At 64.2% G+C, this 14,383-nt stretch carries 14 protein-coding genes, 1 tRNA gene and 1 pseudogene; 6 read left to right on the forward strand and 10 right to left on the reverse strand.

Annotated elements, in window-relative coordinates:
* Positions 1-58 precede the first annotated feature (58 nt).
* A complete protein-coding gene (locus NGM07_RS12420; protein WP_253511932.1) occupies positions 59-259 on the reverse strand; it encodes a hypothetical protein in 201 nt (66 codons plus the stop codon).
* Between the two features lie 70 nt (positions 260-329).
* On the opposite strand from NGM07_RS12420, the pseudogene NGM07_RS25475 reads away from it, so the two are divergent.
* The 3 genes and pseudogenes from NGM07_RS25475 to NGM07_RS12430 all read left to right on the forward strand — a co-directional run.
* A pseudogene (locus NGM07_RS25475) lies at positions 330-473 on the forward strand (ribonuclease HI family protein); the annotation flags it as partial.
* A 164-nt stretch (positions 474-637) separates the two neighbouring features.
* Positions 638-1,573: an ABC transporter ATP-binding protein gene (locus NGM07_RS12425; RefSeq protein ID WP_253511935.1), complete on the forward strand. Its 936-nt coding sequence runs from the start codon at positions 638-640 to the stop codon at positions 1,571-1,573.
* Positions 1,570-3,348: an ABC transporter permease gene (locus tag NGM07_RS12430; protein WP_253511938.1), complete on the forward strand. Its 1,779-nt coding sequence runs from the start codon at positions 1,570-1,572 to the stop codon at positions 3,346-3,348. Before NGM07_RS12425 ends, NGM07_RS12430 begins: the two co-directional genes overlap by 4 nt.
* Positions 3,349-3,428: 80 nt before the next feature.
* On the opposite strand, the gene NGM07_RS12435 is transcribed toward NGM07_RS12430, so the two are convergent.
* The 3 genes from NGM07_RS12435 to NGM07_RS12445 all read right to left on the reverse strand — a co-directional run bounded on the left by NGM07_RS12435 (position 3,429) and on the right by NGM07_RS12445 (position 5,824).
* Positions 3,429-3,501: transfer RNA gene (locus tag NGM07_RS12435), tRNA-Pro, on the reverse strand.
* Between the two features lie 73 nt (positions 3,502-3,574).
* Complete coding sequence (locus tag NGM07_RS12440; protein WP_368410296.1) at positions 3,575-5,392, reverse strand: SLC13 family permease; 1,818 nt, start codon at positions 5,390-5,392, stop codon at positions 3,575-3,577.
* Positions 5,393-5,533: 141 nt separating this feature from the next.
* Positions 5,534-5,824 (reverse strand): HalOD1 output domain-containing protein, encoded by a 291-nt coding sequence (locus NGM07_RS12445; RefSeq protein WP_253511941.1) that lies wholly within the window; start codon positions 5,822-5,824, stop codon positions 5,534-5,536.
* 145 nt (positions 5,825-5,969) lie between these two features.
* Here NGM07_RS12445 and NGM07_RS12450 point away from each other — a divergent pair, with 145 nt between their 5' ends.
* Positions 5,970-6,119, forward strand: coding sequence for a rubrerythrin-like domain-containing protein (locus NGM07_RS12450; RefSeq protein WP_253511944.1), 150 nt, complete (start codon positions 5,970-5,972; stop codon positions 6,117-6,119).
* 54 nt (positions 6,120-6,173) lie between these two features.
* Here the strand turns inward: NGM07_RS12450 and NGM07_RS12455 are convergent, their stop codons facing one another.
* Complete coding sequence (locus NGM07_RS12455) at positions 6,174-8,228, reverse strand: DEAD/DEAH box helicase (protein WP_253511946.1); 2,055 nt, start codon at positions 8,226-8,228, stop codon at positions 6,174-6,176.
* Positions 8,229-8,533: 305 nt separating this feature from the next.
* On the opposite strand from NGM07_RS12455, the gene NGM07_RS12460 reads away from it, so the two are divergent.
* A complete protein-coding gene (locus NGM07_RS12460) occupies positions 8,534-8,707 on the forward strand; it encodes a hypothetical protein (RefSeq protein ID WP_253511949.1) in 174 nt (57 codons plus the stop codon).
* On the opposite strand, the gene NGM07_RS12465 is transcribed toward NGM07_RS12460, so the two are convergent.
* Together NGM07_RS12465 and NGM07_RS12470 are read right to left on the reverse strand one after the other, a co-directional pair.
* Entirely contained in the window at positions 8,708-9,082 is a 375-nt protein-coding gene (locus tag NGM07_RS12465; protein WP_253511953.1) for a cupin domain-containing protein, read from the reverse strand.
* Positions 9,083-9,149: 67 nt separating this feature from the next.
* Complete coding sequence (locus NGM07_RS12470; RefSeq protein WP_253511955.1) at positions 9,150-10,361, reverse strand: RNA-guided endonuclease InsQ/TnpB family protein; 1,212 nt, start codon at positions 10,359-10,361, stop codon at positions 9,150-9,152.
* A 217-nt stretch (positions 10,362-10,578) separates the two neighbouring features.
* Between NGM07_RS12470 and NGM07_RS12475 the strand changes: the two genes are divergently transcribed.
* Complete coding sequence (locus NGM07_RS12475) at positions 10,579-11,745, forward strand: CBS domain-containing protein (RefSeq protein ID WP_253511958.1); 1,167 nt, start codon at positions 10,579-10,581, stop codon at positions 11,743-11,745.
* Between the two features lie 1,149 nt (positions 11,746-12,894).
* On the opposite strand, the gene eif1A is transcribed toward NGM07_RS12475, so the two are convergent.
* The 3 genes from eif1A to NGM07_RS12490 form a co-directional block, all read right to left on the reverse strand.
* Positions 12,895-13,179, reverse strand: a complete 285-nt coding sequence (gene eif1A / locus NGM07_RS12480; protein WP_256523706.1) for a translation initiation factor eIF-1A — start codon at positions 13,177-13,179, stop codon at positions 12,895-12,897.
* Between the two features lie 167 nt (positions 13,180-13,346).
* Positions 13,347-13,595, reverse strand: coding sequence for a helix-turn-helix domain-containing protein (locus NGM07_RS12485; RefSeq protein WP_253511964.1), 249 nt, complete (start codon positions 13,593-13,595; stop codon positions 13,347-13,349).
* Positions 13,596-13,619: 24 nt separating this feature from the next.
* Entirely contained in the window at positions 13,620-14,357 is a 738-nt protein-coding gene (locus NGM07_RS12490) for a beta-ketoacyl-ACP reductase (RefSeq protein ID WP_253511966.1), read from the reverse strand.
* Positions 14,358-14,383 lie beyond the last annotated feature (26 nt).

Below are 14,383 nucleotides of genomic sequence, written 5' to 3' on the forward strand. Positions count from 1 at the left end.
CTCCGCGTGTCACTCTTCGTGGGCTCTCTATGTTCGTTTGCTCCGACATAGTAGTCGGTTACTCACGGCCGTTGCCCGTAACGTACGACTCCAGCGGTTCCCACCACCACCGCCACTTCACGAAGAACAGAAGCCCACCGAAGACCGAGCCGTAAAAAATCGGAGCTACTTGGTCGGTCACCAACCCGTAAATCGGGAGGATGAGCCCCACGAATAGCAAGACTAAGAGCTTCGTCGGGATGACCTCCTCACTGCTCATGTCGTATTGCTATGACGTGTGTTCAAAGGTGTTGTGACTGCAGAAAACGCAACGGTTGTCCACCAGATGACCACGCGGGCTGGAAGTACGCATCGATTCGATGACGGTCATCCGAGATGTATAGGGTGGCGAGAACCCGACGGACCCAGGCGTCGAGACGTACAGCGAGGCCGTCGCGGCGGCACTGTCGAGCATTCCGGACCACCGGTACACGCCCCGTTTTCTACTGCAGTCTCCGCGACAAGCGGGGCGATAGGCGAGACTGTTTGAGGGTGGTATGAACCGGCAACGGAATCCCCGTAGTGGAGGACTCCAACGAACCCTGCTTAGCGTACAGAGATAGTTTATTAACCACACGGTTATCAATTCAGAGACACGATGCCCTCCATCGAAACGCACGGCCTGACGAAACACTACGGCGACGATGTCACCGCCGTCGACAATCTCGGTCTCACGGTCGAACCAGGCGAAGTGTTCGGCTTTCTCGGTCCAAACGGTGCTGGCAAGTCGACTACGATCAACATGCTACTCGATTTCGTCCGACCAACGTCGGGCGAAATCACCGTCCTCGGATATGATCCACGGACGGACCCACGTGCCGTCCGGGAACGCACTGGCGTCCTCCCCGAAGCTACCGGGTTCTACGAACAGGACACTGCCCGGGACCATCTTCGGTTCGCAACCGCGATGAAACGGACGAATGATGACCCGGATGCCCTTCTCGAACGTGTCGGTATCGCCGATGCCGCCGATCGGCCAGTCGGCGGTTTCTCGAAGGGAATGCGCCAGCGACTCGGTTTGGCTATCGCTCTCGTCGGGTCACCCGAGTTACTCGTACTGGACGAACCACTCGGCGGGTTGGACCCCTCGGGGGCACGGCTTCTCCGTGAAGTAGTCCGCGAAGAACGTGACCGCGGGGCGGCCGTCTTCTTCTCCAGCCACATCATGGACCAAGTCGAGACGGTGTGTGACAGAGTTGGAATCATGCACGACGGCCACCTCGTCGCGGTCGACACGATCGAGTCGCTCCACGCGAGTTCGGAGATGCCTACGACAGTTTCGCTTTCGGTCGAGATGACTCCCGAGGGAATCACGGACGAACTCACGGCTCTCAGCGGCGTTTCAGACGCGACGATTCGGAACGGATCGGTTCTCGTCGAGTGTGCCGATCCGAGGGCCAAAGCCGATGCGATCGCTCGGTTGGACGAAGAAGGCGTTCCGCTCCTCGACATCAACACCGAGGCATCGTCGCTGGAAGAGGTGTTCCTGGCGATCACCGACGGTTCGGAGACGAAGGACGTGAGCAACGTATGAGCCGCGTCTTCACTATTGCACGAGAAGACGCCCGCCGCGCGTCTCGAAGTCGCCTCGTTTGGGGGGCGATCGGACTGCTCGGTGCGATGTTCCTGCCGTCGACGGGCACGAGTGCAACTCCAGACGTCCATCCGATTTTGGAATATCTTCTCATACTCCCGATGGACCTGATGACCTTCTCGCTCGTGGTCGTCGCTGCCGTCGGATACAGTGCCGTCGTTAACGAGCGTGTCAACGGAACAGTCCGTTTCGTTCTCGGTCTCCCCGCGACGCGGCGTGACCTCGTCCTCGGGAAACTCCTGTCCCGGCTCGGAATCGTCGTCGCCGCACTAGCCGTGATCCTCGCCGTTGCCAACATCCTCGTCTACCACGGTTACGGCAGTCCTTACCTGCTTCCGTTCTGGGTGATGGGGGGATGGATGCTCGTCTACGTCGTCGTCTGGAGTGCCGTGACGGTCGGCTATTCGGCTGCGTTTGACTCGCCGTTCCGCACGCTCGGTGCACTCGTCGTGACCCACGTCGTGTTCAGTTTCAATTTCGGCGTGTGGAGCGTCGTCGTTCGGCCGCTGTTCGCGCTCCTGTTCACCGGGTCGCTGGATTCGCCGTCGTACGAGACACTGGCCACAGCGCCGCTGTGGTTACGCGTCACGGAGCGACTCAACCCCCTCGTCGATTTTTGGACCGCGATGCGCTGGTCGATCGAGTTTGTCGGCCCGGGAACACCGACCGGCGGGCCACTCCCTCACGTGCTGGGCACGTTGGTCTTTCTGTCGTTCGGGATACTTCCGCTCGCGATCGGAGTACGTCGGTTCGAGCGAACGGACCTCGGTGGTGAACAGTCCGGCTTCCACGTGGGAGATACGCTTTGGCGGTCACTGTGGAGTGTCCGGACGGTCGTTACGGGAGGAGCATCAGCTCCTCGTGCACGAACGCGAGCAAGTCGAATCTGGTGTCTCGCTATCGCGGACCTCAGACACACGCTCCAAAATTGGGTAGTTGCGGGTGCCCTCGTCGTTACACTCTTGCTCGCGGGACCCTCTCTCTGGGGAGCCATCGACGCGAACTCGGTCTTCACCCACACGCAGGTCCTCACGCGGATTCACCTCTCGTTCACACTTCCCGTATTGGTACTCGGGATCGCTGTCGGTCACAACGCCATCGTGGGGGAACGTAGTTCCGGAACCGCCAGACTCCTTCTCGGGATGTCGGTCACGCGCCGTAACCTCTTCCTCGGAAAACTCCTGTCTCGCGTGGGGATTACTGTCGCTACTCTTCTTCCGCTTCTCCTCTTCGCTGAGGCGCTCGTTGTGACGCGCCTCGGTAATCCTTATCCTGGCGCGTTCCTCGCATGGGCAGGGTGGACTCTTCTGTACGCGACTGTGTGGACTGTCACGACCGTGAGTTTCTCCGCAGCAGTCTCATCGCGGTACCGTTCACTGGCCGTGATATTCGCCACGTATCTCCTCTTCGGCAGATTGTGGGATTCACTGATACTCTCCCCAGTGGCGTTTGTCGTTACCGGGCAATTTTCGGCGGAGGAGTTCGCACGGACTGCCAACCCTCCAGCGTGGTTCCGGTACTCCGAGCATCTCAATCCGTTCGTCGCACTCGGTACCATCCGTGAAGGGCTGTTCGAGGCGACCGGATACGGGACTCCGCATACGGATTTGGTCTTACCGCTCTTCCTGTACAGCGTGGTAGTCTCGGTTCTGTTCGTGGCCGGAATAATCGTGTTCGGTGAAAGACGGTTCGACCGAAGCGGCTTCAGATACTAACGTGACTAGCGTTTCCAAAGGAAGCGATACAGCCGCTTAGGAGACGAAACACGCCGGTTACGAACTGCGCAAAATCCGGATGGGATCGCCCGGATTCGAACCGGGGTTATCGGCACCCAAGGCCGAAAGGATACCAAGCTACCCCACGATCCCGTAGACTTTCCTAGCGCGTCACCGTATGTAAAGGATTTCGTTTGTCCCGCGAACCGCCCGAAGTGCCGCGAACTCACGGGTGAAGGGGCCAGAACGCCGCGATGCCGAGCGTCGTCACGACCGCGAAGACGAGTTGGAGCGGCGTCCCGACCCGGACGTAGTCGGTGAACTTGTAGCCGCCGGGACCGTAGACGAACAGGTTGGTCTGGTAGCCGACGGGGGTCATGAACGCCGTCGAGGCCGCGAACGTCACCGCGAGCACGAACGAGAAGGCGTTCACGCCGAGCTGGGCGGCGGCCTCGACTGCGACCGGAATCATCAGGACGACGCTGGCGTTGTTGCTGATGATGTTGGTCAGCAGCGCGGTCACGAGGTAAAACAGCCCCAGTACCACGATCGGGGGCATGAAGTCGGCGCTCACCACGACGAGTTGGGCCAGCAGGTCGGCCGCGCCGGTTTCCTCCATGGCGATGCCGAGCGGGATGACCCCCGCCAGCAGGAAGATGACGTCCCACTCGACGGCGTCGTACACCTCCGGGGGTTTGAGCACGCCGGTGAGCACCATCGCCACCGCGCCCGCGAGCGCCGACACCATGATTGGGAGCAGGTCGAGCGCCGCGACCGCGACGGCGGCCGCGACGATGCCGATGGCGATCGGAATCTTCGACTCGCGGTAGTCGGGTTGCTCTATCTCCTGGGCGACGATGAAGTCGCGGTTGACGTTGAGCCGCGAGATGCTCTCGGGAGTCGCCTGGATCAGCAGCGTGTCGCCGACCTGAAGTTCGGCGCGGTCCATCCGCTTGCGGATGTACTCCGGGCCGCGCCGGAGCGCCAGCACCGTCGCGTCGTAGCGTTCCCGGAAGTTAGTGCTGGCGAGCGTCTCGGCGACCAGCGACGACCGGGGCGCGATGACGACCTCGACCAGGCTCCGCTCGGTGTCCTCGCCTTCGAGTTCCTCCTCGTCGACGTCGACGTTCGGCAGGAGCGACAGCCCCTCGGTGTTGAGCAGTTCGACGAGGGTGTCGCGGTCGGTCCGGAGCGCGAACACGTCGCCCGCCTGGATCTCCTTCGGTCCCAGCGGTTCGACGAACGTCTGGCGCTCGCGGATGAGTTGGACGAGGTCGAGGTCGAACGGCGTCTCGTCGAGCGCGTCGGCGACGGTCTGGCCGACCAGCGGCGACTCGGCCCCCACCGTCACCTCGGTCAGGTAGTCGGCCATCTCGAACTCCTCGGTGAGGTCCTCCTTCGGCGGGATGCGGGCCGGCAGGAGCCACCGGCCGACCGTCATGAGGTAGATGGCGCCGACGATGGTGACGATGATGCCGAGTTGGGTGAACTCGAACATCGAGAACGCGTGAAGTCCGAGGTCGGGGTTCTCCTGGGCGAGTCGCGCGGTCAGGTCGCTGGCGAGGATGTTCGTGGACGTGCCGATGAGGGTGAGCGTCCCGCCGAACATCGAGGCGTACGACAGCGGAATGAGGAGCTTCGAGGGCGAGGTCTTGCCCTCGTGTGCGAGGTCGGTCACCATCGGGAGCAGGATGGCGACCGCGGCGGTGTTGTTGATGAATCCGGAGATGGAGCCGACGACGCCGATGGTCGCGCCGAGTTGGCGGCGCTCGTCGTCGCGGGTGAACGCCGCTATCTTCCGGCCGAGTATCTGGACCGCGCCCGTGCGCTGGACGCCGTAGCTCAGCACGAACATCGCCAGCACCGTGACGGTCGCGGTGCTGGCGAACCCCGAAACCCCCTGGGCGGGCGACACCCGGGTCCAGGGTTCGAGCACCATCAGCGACACCATGATGCCGATGGCGGTGATGTCGATGGGGACCGGCTCGGTCGCGAACAGCGCGAGCGCGATCAGGACGATGGCGAAAACCACGACGATACCCATCGTCAACTCCGGAACTGCCACGGGAGGTACGTCTCGGCGTGCGCTCAAAAAAGACACGTTACGAAGCGGGGGTCGGACGCGTTACGAGGCGGATACCGGCGCGGACGGCGCGGGCGCGAGTCGGACCGGCCGGGTCGGCACCTACTCGAACACGGAGACGTAGCCGTCGCCGTCGACGATGACCCTGAAACCGTGGACGGTGAATTCGAACCGCCAGTCGCCGTCCATCCCCGACTGGTCGAAGAGCGCGTCGAGCGCCTCGAGGTCGACGGCGTCGTACAACCGCAGGTCGGTGTCCGTGGGGTCGACGTCCTCGACGCGCGCTACGACCTCGATTATCGTCGTGCTGATGTGTCTCTCGTCGCCGTCGTGGTACGTCTCGTACAGCGGAGAGGGTCCGCCGCGAGGCCCGTCGTCGTTCGCCGTCGACATTAGTTTCCCTTTTGAAATTACCCCATATGAAAGTCCGGCAGACGAGCGTCTGACGCACCGCCGGCGACGAGGGACCGATACGCTCCGAGGCCGAGCGACCGTCGCGGCCCGAAATCACGTGGCGATGCGTGCCGTACGCGACTGCATGTCGGAGCCAGACCCGCACGACGAGGAACCGCCGTACACGTTCGAGTGCATGGACTGCGGCTATCGGACCGAGGCCGACCACACCCCCGGCGAGTGCCCGAAGTGCGGCGGCGAGATGGAGAACATCAGTCGCGCGAGAGAATCGTAGGAACGCCGGTCGCCGGTCGTCTTCGTCGTGAGGCGCTACTCTTTTCGCGAGGCGCTACTCGTCTTCGCCGTGGAGTTCGAGTTCCGCGACGATCTCGAAGGGGTCTTTCTCCTTGCGGATGCCGTCGAGTATCTTGAACGCCTCGTCGGGCGCGAGGAAGTGGGTCGTGACGACCCGACCGAGGTCGGTCGGCGAGAGGCCGTCGATGAACCCGTACTCCAAGAGCTTTCCGAGCGCGTGCTTGGTCGGCACCTTGCCGATCATCCGGTCGTTGAGTCGCTTGGCGGCCGACCCGCCGACCGTGATGTTCGCCAGCGTCTCCTCGACCGCGGCGCTCTCGTCGTAGAGGGTCCGGACGTCCTCCATCTCCCCCTTGAGCAGTTTGAACGCCACCTCGTCCTCGGACATCTCCATGCTGTTGTGGTAGGCGGCGTCGGGTTCGACGAGGACGTACACCTTCCCGCGGTCGTGGTAGTCGGGCCGGCCCGCCCGCCCGAGCATCTGGTGGAACTCCTGGACCGAGAGCCACTCGATGCCCATCGCGAGGTTGTCGAAGATGACCTGCGAGGCCGGGAAGTCGACGCCGGCCGCGAGCGCGGCGGTCGTCACGACCGCCGCGAGGTCCTGGTTCGCGAACATCCGCTCGACCTTCTTCCGCCGGCCGTAGTCGAGGCCGGCGTGGTACGGCGCGGAACTGTACTCCAGCCTGCGCGATATCTCGTGACAGCGCCGCCGGGAGTTGGTGAAGATGATGGTCTGGCCGCGGTAGTCCTTCGAGGACTTCCGGTCGAACTCCCGCCTGACGAGTTTGTTCTCGATGTCGGGTTTCTCCTGGCCGTCGGCGAAGGTGACGTGGCGTTCGAGCGGGACCGGCCGCTCCTCGAACTCCACGAGGTTCGCCTCCAGGGACTTCGCGAGGTCCGATGGGTTGCCGACAGTCGCCGAGAGGTAGACCCACTGGGCGCCGCCGTACCGGTTGCGCTTCTTCGCCCGCGTCTCGCAGTAGTATTTCAGTCGGGCGATGAGGCCGTCGAGGCGGTGGCCCCGCTCCTGCTCCTTGAGGGTGTGGACCTCGTCGATGACGACCGTCCCGATGTCCCCCAGGTCGCGGCCGGTCCGGAGCGCGTGGTCGATGCCCTCGTACGTGCCGACGATGACGTCGGCGCTCGGGTCGAAGGCGTGGCCGTCGTCCCGGACCCTGCTCGCGCCGACCCGGATGGTTACGTCCACGAGGTCGCCGTACTCCTCTTTGAAGTCCTCGTGTTTTTGGTTGGCGAGCGCAACGAGGGGAACCAGAAAGAGCATCTTGCCCTTGCCGTCGAGCACACGGTCGATGCCGGTCATCTCGCCGACGAGGGTCTTGCCGGTCGCGGTGGCGCTCACGACCAACTGGTCGTCGCCGTCAAGCAGACCGTTTTGGACAGCAAGGCTCTGGACCGGCAGCAGTTCCTCGAAGCGGTCCTCCAGCAGGGTCTGGATGTCCGGGTGGAGGTCGAGCGACGGTACGTCGACCGTCTCGACGTCCTCTACGTTCGCGCTTATCTCGTCGAACTTCGTGAGGTCGGGGTCGAGTTGCCCCTTCAGGAGGTTGGTGATGCGTTCCAAGTCCTGGACTTCGAGTAGCAGGTCCTCCAGGCGGTCCTGGGCCGCCCGGGTGAGGTCGCCCCGGAACGAAAGTTCGCGTTCGAGTTCCGCTATCGCGCAGTCCGGACAGATGTGCTCCTCGCCCGCGTCCACGGCGGTTTCGGAGGTGATGGGCGAGTAGTGACCGTCCGAGGCGCAGAACCGGCAGGTCCGCACGACCTTCGCCTCCAGTTGGTAGCCGTCGAGCATCTCCTGGAGTTCCTCGCGCGCCTCGGGGGAGGTCTGCTGGGAGATGCGGATGCGGCCGGCTCTGCGTGCGATTTCGACGAACTGGTCGGGACTGCGTGGCTCCTCGCTGCTCCCCCGCTTGACCCGGAACTTCCCGGGTCGCGGGCCGGCGCTCGTCTCCGCGAGTTCGAGTTTCGCCCGGAAGACGCGCTCGCCGTCGCGGTTCACCACCGCGACGTAGTCTCCGGCCGACTCGTGGAGGAACAGCGTGTCCACCTGCGGGACCTGCTTCGACACGCTTCGAGGTAGTGGCTCGCGGTATTTGAGCGGTTCGGAACGTGGGACGACGACACCCGCGAGGGTAGATACCGCACTGCACGTCAGCTACCTCCATCGAATCGTTCTCAGTTTCCGACGCCGCAACGCCGCGGTATCGGAGGCCGAAGAACGGTGTGAACTGCCCCGGAAACGCGACGATAACCGGCGGTAAGCCGGCGATAACCTTCCGTACCCGGCGTTACCGCCGGACTACCGGCGGGCAACCGGTGAATAACAAAGGTAGCGTGGTCGCAAGCGCGGAACGAGCGTAGAATCGATAGACCATGAGGGGGAGACACAACGAACGGTTACCCGAGCGCTTCGACGACCAAGTTACCCTTGAAATAGAGGAGCGCGACGAGGGACGACCGACGATTCGGATGCAGGATAGCTCGGTGAAAGAGGCGTGGATCTCCGCCGATATCGAGGCCCTCGTCTCGCTACCCGAATACGAATAGTTACTCTACGAGTTCTATCTCGTCGTCGCCGTTCGGCACGGCGCACAGGAACGCGCCCGGCGCGTCGCTCTCGTTGCGGTACCAGTGGACGACGCCCGCCGGGATGAGCAACGAATCGCCTTCTTCGACGGTGTATTCTTCGTCACCGATTCCGACCACGTACTCGCCCGAGAGGACGTACTGTTCGTGTTCGACCTCGTTGGTGTGTTCGGGGACCTCCGCGCCCGGTTCGAGTTCGAACCGCCGGATGGCGAAGTTCGGCGCGCCCTGCTCCTCGCCGACGAGGACGCCCTTCGACATGCCTTCGGCGGCGTCGACCGTTTCGTACTCAATTTCGTCGCTCCGGCGGACCAGCGGCTTGGGTGTCTGGCTCATGGCGAACCGTACGGACGGCGAGTATAAAAGAGTCAGTCGACTCGCCAAGTCCGCGACCGGACCGTCCTCACTCCGACCGCGGCGCTCGTTCGAGTTCCTCGTAGGGGACGAAGCCGTCTTCGGGCGTGACGACGCCCGACTGAAGCGCGCAGGCGGCCGCGCCGAGGCCCCGAGAGGAGAGCGGGCCGCGGCGGACGCACCGGAACGCGATGTTCTTCGCGGCGTTGTAGTCGTCGTTCGCCGACGCCCCGCACTTCAGGCACTCGAACTCCCCGGCTTCGAGGTTCCGGTTCTGCGGGTGGGTGAACCCGCATTCCATGCACCGCTGGCTGGTGTACTCGGGGTTGACCTCGGCGACGAGGATGCCCCGTTCGGCCGCCCGGTACTCCACGAACGAGAGCAGGCGCCCGAACAGCCACTCGTCGAACCCGCCGACTGCAGGGTCGAGTTCGCACACTTCGCTCAGTTCGCCGAAGGCGATTATCTCACAGCCGTACTGCTCGGCTTCGGCGACGATGCCGTTTGCGACCTCGTGGAGGCGCTGGCGGACGAATCGGTCGGTCCGGTCGCCGGCCTGCCGGAGGGTTCGCCTGGCGCTCCGGGTACCCGTCGCCTCCAGCGAGGCCCGAACCGACTCGAACTCCTCGCGCCGGTAGTTGAGTTCGGTCGCCGGGAAGAACCGCGCGGTGCTGGTGACCGCGAGGTTCCCGATGCCGAGGTCGACGCCCAGCACCGTCGCGCCCTCGGTGGGCGGTTCGACGTTCGGCCTGGGCGTCCGGAACCCGAGGTGGATGTCGAACTCGCCGTCGCGGTAGTGGAGCGTGCTCTTGGCTGGTTCCCAGCGCTCGTCGTCGAGGTACTGCGACTGGTAGCCGCCGTCGGCCGGCAGGTCGAGGTCGCAACGGACTCGGTCGCCGGTGGTCGTGAGGCTGATCGAGCGGTCGTCGAAGACGGTCATCGTCCGGGTGTCGAAGGTGACGGCCGGACTAGTGAACTCCGGTTTGGACCCACCGCGGGCCCGAGCGCGCTTGATGGCTTCCGCGGCGCGGTGGGTCGCCAGTACGACGTGCTGGCTCCCGAGCGCGGTGCGCTCGCGGAGTTCGTCGTACGCGAGTTGCTGGACTTCGCTCCGGGTGTGGCAGACGCCCCAGGCCTCGTTGACCGCGAGTTGGCACCCGCGTCGCCACTCATCGACCAACTCGCCCAACCGCGTTGCCTCGTCCGGCGCGACCGAGAGTCCGGTAACCGCCGTCCGTCTGAAATATTCGGTGTCGGCCACGATGTACGTCAGTGTTTCAGGGGGGCTCTTGAATACTTTGGGTTTAATTGAGGTCCTAAACTATAGGGCGAACTCGCGGTATCGTTCTCGGCGGCGGGTCGAAAAGTGGACGGCGGCGCGAGGGCCGGGGGAAGACGTCCGTGTTTCGGGCCACGTTCGCGAGAGACGCCGTGAGCGCCACCACATCGTTAAGAGTCTACCACGATTACGTTCACATATGAGGAATTTCACCGTCGGGAGGGCGTTCGGCATCCCCATCAAACTCGACCTGACGTTCCTGCTGATTCTCCCGGTGTTCGCCTGGATCATCGGTTCGCAGGTCGACTTCTGGGTGAACAACCTCAACAGCCTCTGGGGCGCCGACCTCGACGCCGCCGCGCTGACGGCGGGCCAGACCGAGTGGATACTCGGTGCCATCGCGGCCCTCGGTCTGTTCGCTGGGGTCGTGCTCCACGAACTCGGCCACTCGCTGGTCGCGATGCGGTACGGCTTTCCCATCGACTCCATCACGCTCTGGATATTCGGCGGCATCGCGCAGCTCAACGACCAGCCGGAGGACTGGCGACAGGAACTCACCATCGCCATCGCGGGACCGGCGGTCAGCATCGCACTGGGAGTACTCTCGTACCTCGCGCTGGCCGTCGTTCCGACCGGCCTGTCGACGGTCCGGTTCGTGTTCGGCTACCTCGCGCTGATGAACCTCGTCCTGGCGGCGTTCAACCTGCTGCCGGGCTTCCCGATGGACGGCGGGCGCGTGCTCCGGGCGTTGCTGGCGCGCACCCGGCCGTTCGCCGACGCGACCCGGACCGCCGCCGAGGTTGGGAAGCTATTCGCGGTGCTGCTGGGGCTGTTCGGCCTGCTCCAGTTCAACATCGTCCTTATCGGCATCGCCTTCTTCATCTACGTCGGCGCGACCAGCGAGGCCCAGCAGACGGTGATGAACACCGCGTTCCGCGACGTCCGCGTCCGGGACATCATGACGCCGGCCGACGACCTGAACGTGGTTTCCTCGGACACTTCCATCGCCGACCTGCTGCAGACGATGTTCCGCCAGCGCCACACCGGCTACCCCGTGATGGACGACGGTCGTCTCGTCGGCATGATAACCCTCGAAGACGCCCGCGAAGTGCCGGAGGTCGAACGCGACGCCTACCGGGTCGAGGACGTGATGACCACCGACCTGAAGACGATTCCCGCGGCCGACGACGCGATGTCGGCGTTCGAGGCGCTCCAGCGCCACGGCATCGGCCGCCTGCTGGTCATCGACGCCGACGGCGAACTCGCGGGGATCATCTCCCGAACCGACCTGATGACCGCCTTCGACATCATCCAGAAGAGCGGACGCGCGGAGAGCGTCACGCCCGCCGAACAGCCCTCTCGCTGAGTCGCGTCCGACGGGTCACCCGCGTTCGTCGTCGCGACTCGCCGGCCTCGGCCGGCGAACGTCCCCACCTCGTTTGGCCCACCTCTTCCGACTCGCCTCCTCGCGGCCTTTTTGTTCGCGTGCCAACCGCCAGCGCACGTGCAGTCGAATCTCGCTGTTCGGCGTCGAATCGCTCGGCGAGCGATTCGACGCCGACCTCGCCGAACCGCTCGAACCCCGGACGACGTCTGTCCCGGCGGACGCGTCCGTCCGTCCGGAACGACGCTGACGGCTTCTTTGCCGTCGGCTGTCGTCCCGTGAACTCCTGTTCACCACGACCGCAAGTATCGAGTACCGTGTATCATCGCATATTAGGTGGCGTCTTGCGGTATTCGCCTTCGAGGAACTACAGCCGACAATAACGACCGGAAGGAGATGCCGACCGGCAAACAGCCCTCCCGATTCGAGTGCCGGGACCGCTCGTCGAACGACTCCGGTCCCACCTGCCGGTCACCCCTTCGTTTCGGCTGGAAACGCAGAAAGTGGGGAGAACGCTCCGCTGACGGGGCGGCGTCGGAAAGGAAAGATATCGAGACGCGACGGCGTCCGCGTCCGCCGCGCGGCGAGTCGTCGCCGCGACCGGCGGGAGTACCACTGCGAGCTACCGCGGCGCGTCGCGAACGTCGTACGGCGAACCGGGACGAGAACTTTCGTGGGAGGCTTGGTGACACGTCGACGGGAGGCCAGCCCGCCACCAGTGCCTCCGGCTCCGCCGGAGTTGCCGTGTAAGTGCACGCTCTGCGTCCGAGCCGTCGGACGCACTTCTTTCTATGCCGGGTTTGGACTTTGTTATGGGCCGTCTTATCCGTAACAGGACGTATCTGTGGCCGTCTATAAGCTGGCTGAAACGGTTTCGCGGTCGTGAAACGGTTAGAACGTTTACACGTCGGCCGCCGCCGAACCGGTGCCGGCGGCCGATGGAACGCTCCGGTCGGCGTCCGCCCGAGGCGACTCCGCCGACGAATCGTCAAGAAATTGACAAGAACTACCCCGTCGAACCGAGAATTCGGCGGACGCACGGCTCTCGGTCACGTGTCACGGCGTCGAGCGACGCCGACCGCTCGAAGCGGCCGCTCTGTCGTCACTACCGCGAGAAACCCCGAAGAAGCTCTAGTTGATGTGGCCTTCGCGCCGCAGCTGGTCGGCGTCCTGGTCGGTGTAGCGCCACTCGATGTTGGCCTTCTCGTCCTGCCAGGACCACGGCTCGACGACGACGACGTCGCCCTCGTTGATCCAGGTGCGGTATTTCATCCGGCCGGGAATCCGGCCCATTCGGTTCTTGCCGTCCTCGCATCGGACGCGCACGTGGTTCCCGCCGTTGTGCTCGGTCACCACGGCGAACATCTCGTCGCTGTTGGGCATTCGAAGGTTTCGACGCCCGGTTTCTTCACTCACATCCGCACTAGGAGCGTCGCACGTTTAAGTCATTGGTGTCGCATGCTGACGTTTGTCAGACGCACGAACGCCGCGGGAAAAACTCGAGATAGCCGTGAAGACGGTTCGTGACGCGACGCGAATCCGCGCGAGCGTCCATCTCGGTCACTCGTGCGGTTCGGGCCGGTTCACGCGGACGGACAGACGTAGCGCGTCCCGTCCTTCTCGACGAGGCCTTCGCTCCGCAAGGTGTTCAGCACCGGATAGAGGCTGATGAGTTCGATGTCGAGCGCCTCGCGCACCTCTTCGACCGTCTTCGCTTCGGCCGTCGCGAGGTACAGGTAAACGAGTTTGCTCCGCGACGAGTCGAGGGCGGCCGGAATCTGCGCGGTCGTACTGTTCGATTCGGTCGGTCTGCGGTCGAGTTGCTGTTGCATTTTGTGAGTCTCCCAATGTAGTCGTTAGAACGCCATTCCGCCGTTGACGCCGAGTACCTGCCCGGTGACGTACGACGAGTCCGCACTCGCGAGGAACTGGACGGCGCCGGCGACGTCCTCGACGGTGGCGAACCGGTCGAGGGGAATGTCCTCCCGAATCTGGTCCTGGATGGTTTCGTCGACCTCGGCGAGCATGTCGGTCTCGGTGAACCCGGGCGCGACGCAGTTGGCCGTCGTCCCCGAGGCGGCGAACTCCTGAGCGAGCGTCCGCGTGAACCCGAACAGGCCGCTCTTCGAGGCGGCGTAGTTGGCCTGTCCGTAGTTCCCCTCCTCGCCGACGACGCTCGAGACGTTGACGAGTCGTCCCTCGTCGGCCGACTCGATGTCGTCGTAGAACGCCTTCGTGCAGTTGAACGTCCCGCCGAGGTTCACGTCGAGCACGCGGTTCCACGCCTCGCGATCCATGTTCTTGAACACGCGGTCTTCGGTGATGCCGGCGTTGTTGACGAGGACGTCCGCGGGGCCGAACGCGTCGCGGACCTGCTCGGCCATCGCGCCGACCGCGTCGGCGTCGGTCACGTCGGCCTGGACGGGCATCGCCGTCCCTCCGGCGGATTCGACGTCGTCGACTACGTCGTAGGCGTCCCCTTCGGACGACCGGTAGTTCACGACGACGTTCGCTCCGGTCCGGCCGAGCGCCGTCGCGACGGCCGCGCCGATTCCCCTCGATGCTCCAGTTATCACGCAGGTTCGGGCTGTCATGGTAGAGATGTCTCTGAGCGGCAACC

The sequence above is a fragment of the Halorussus vallis genome (genome assembly GCF_024138165.1).
In the GTDB taxonomy this organism is placed as follows: Archaea; Halobacteriota; Halobacteria; order Halobacteriales; family Haladaptataceae; genus Halorussus; species Halorussus vallis.

Bases quoted from the DNA above. Each gene is read 5' to 3' on its own strand.
- NGM07_RS12445 (WP_253511941.1), bottom strand. From the start codon at position 5,824: ATGTCGACGGCGAACGACGACGGGCCTCGCGGCGGACCCTCTCCGCTG.
- NGM07_RS12420 (WP_253511932.1), bottom strand. From the start codon at position 259: ATGAGCAGTGAGGAGGTCATCCCGACGAAGCTCTTAGTCTTGCTATTC.
- NGM07_RS12490 (WP_253511966.1), bottom strand. From the start codon at position 14,357: ATGACAGCCCGAACCTGCGTGATAACTGGAGCATCGAGGGGAATCGGC.
- NGM07_RS12485 (WP_253511964.1), bottom strand. From the start codon at position 13,595: ATGCAACAGCAACTCGACCGCAGACCGACCGAATCGAACAGTACGACC.
- NGM07_RS12440 (WP_368410296.1), bottom strand. From the start codon at position 5,392: ATGGGTATCGTCGTGGTTTTCGCCATCGTCCTGATCGCGCTCGCGCTG.
- NGM07_RS12425 (WP_253511935.1), top strand. From the start codon at position 638: ATGCCCTCCATCGAAACGCACGGCCTGACGAAACACTACGGCGACGAT.
- NGM07_RS12475 (WP_253511958.1), top strand. From the start codon at position 10,579: ATGAGGAATTTCACCGTCGGGAGGGCGTTCGGCATCCCCATCAAACTC.
- NGM07_RS12450 (WP_253511944.1), top strand. From the start codon at position 5,970: ATGTCGGAGCCAGACCCGCACGACGAGGAACCGCCGTACACGTTCGAG.
- NGM07_RS12430 (WP_253511938.1), top strand. From the start codon at position 1,570: ATGAGCCGCGTCTTCACTATTGCACGAGAAGACGCCCGCCGCGCGTCT.
- NGM07_RS12465 (WP_253511953.1), bottom strand. From the start codon at position 9,082: ATGAGCCAGACACCCAAGCCGCTGGTCCGCCGGAGCGACGAAATTGAG.
- NGM07_RS12460 (WP_253511949.1), top strand. From the start codon at position 8,534: ATGAGGGGGAGACACAACGAACGGTTACCCGAGCGCTTCGACGACCAA.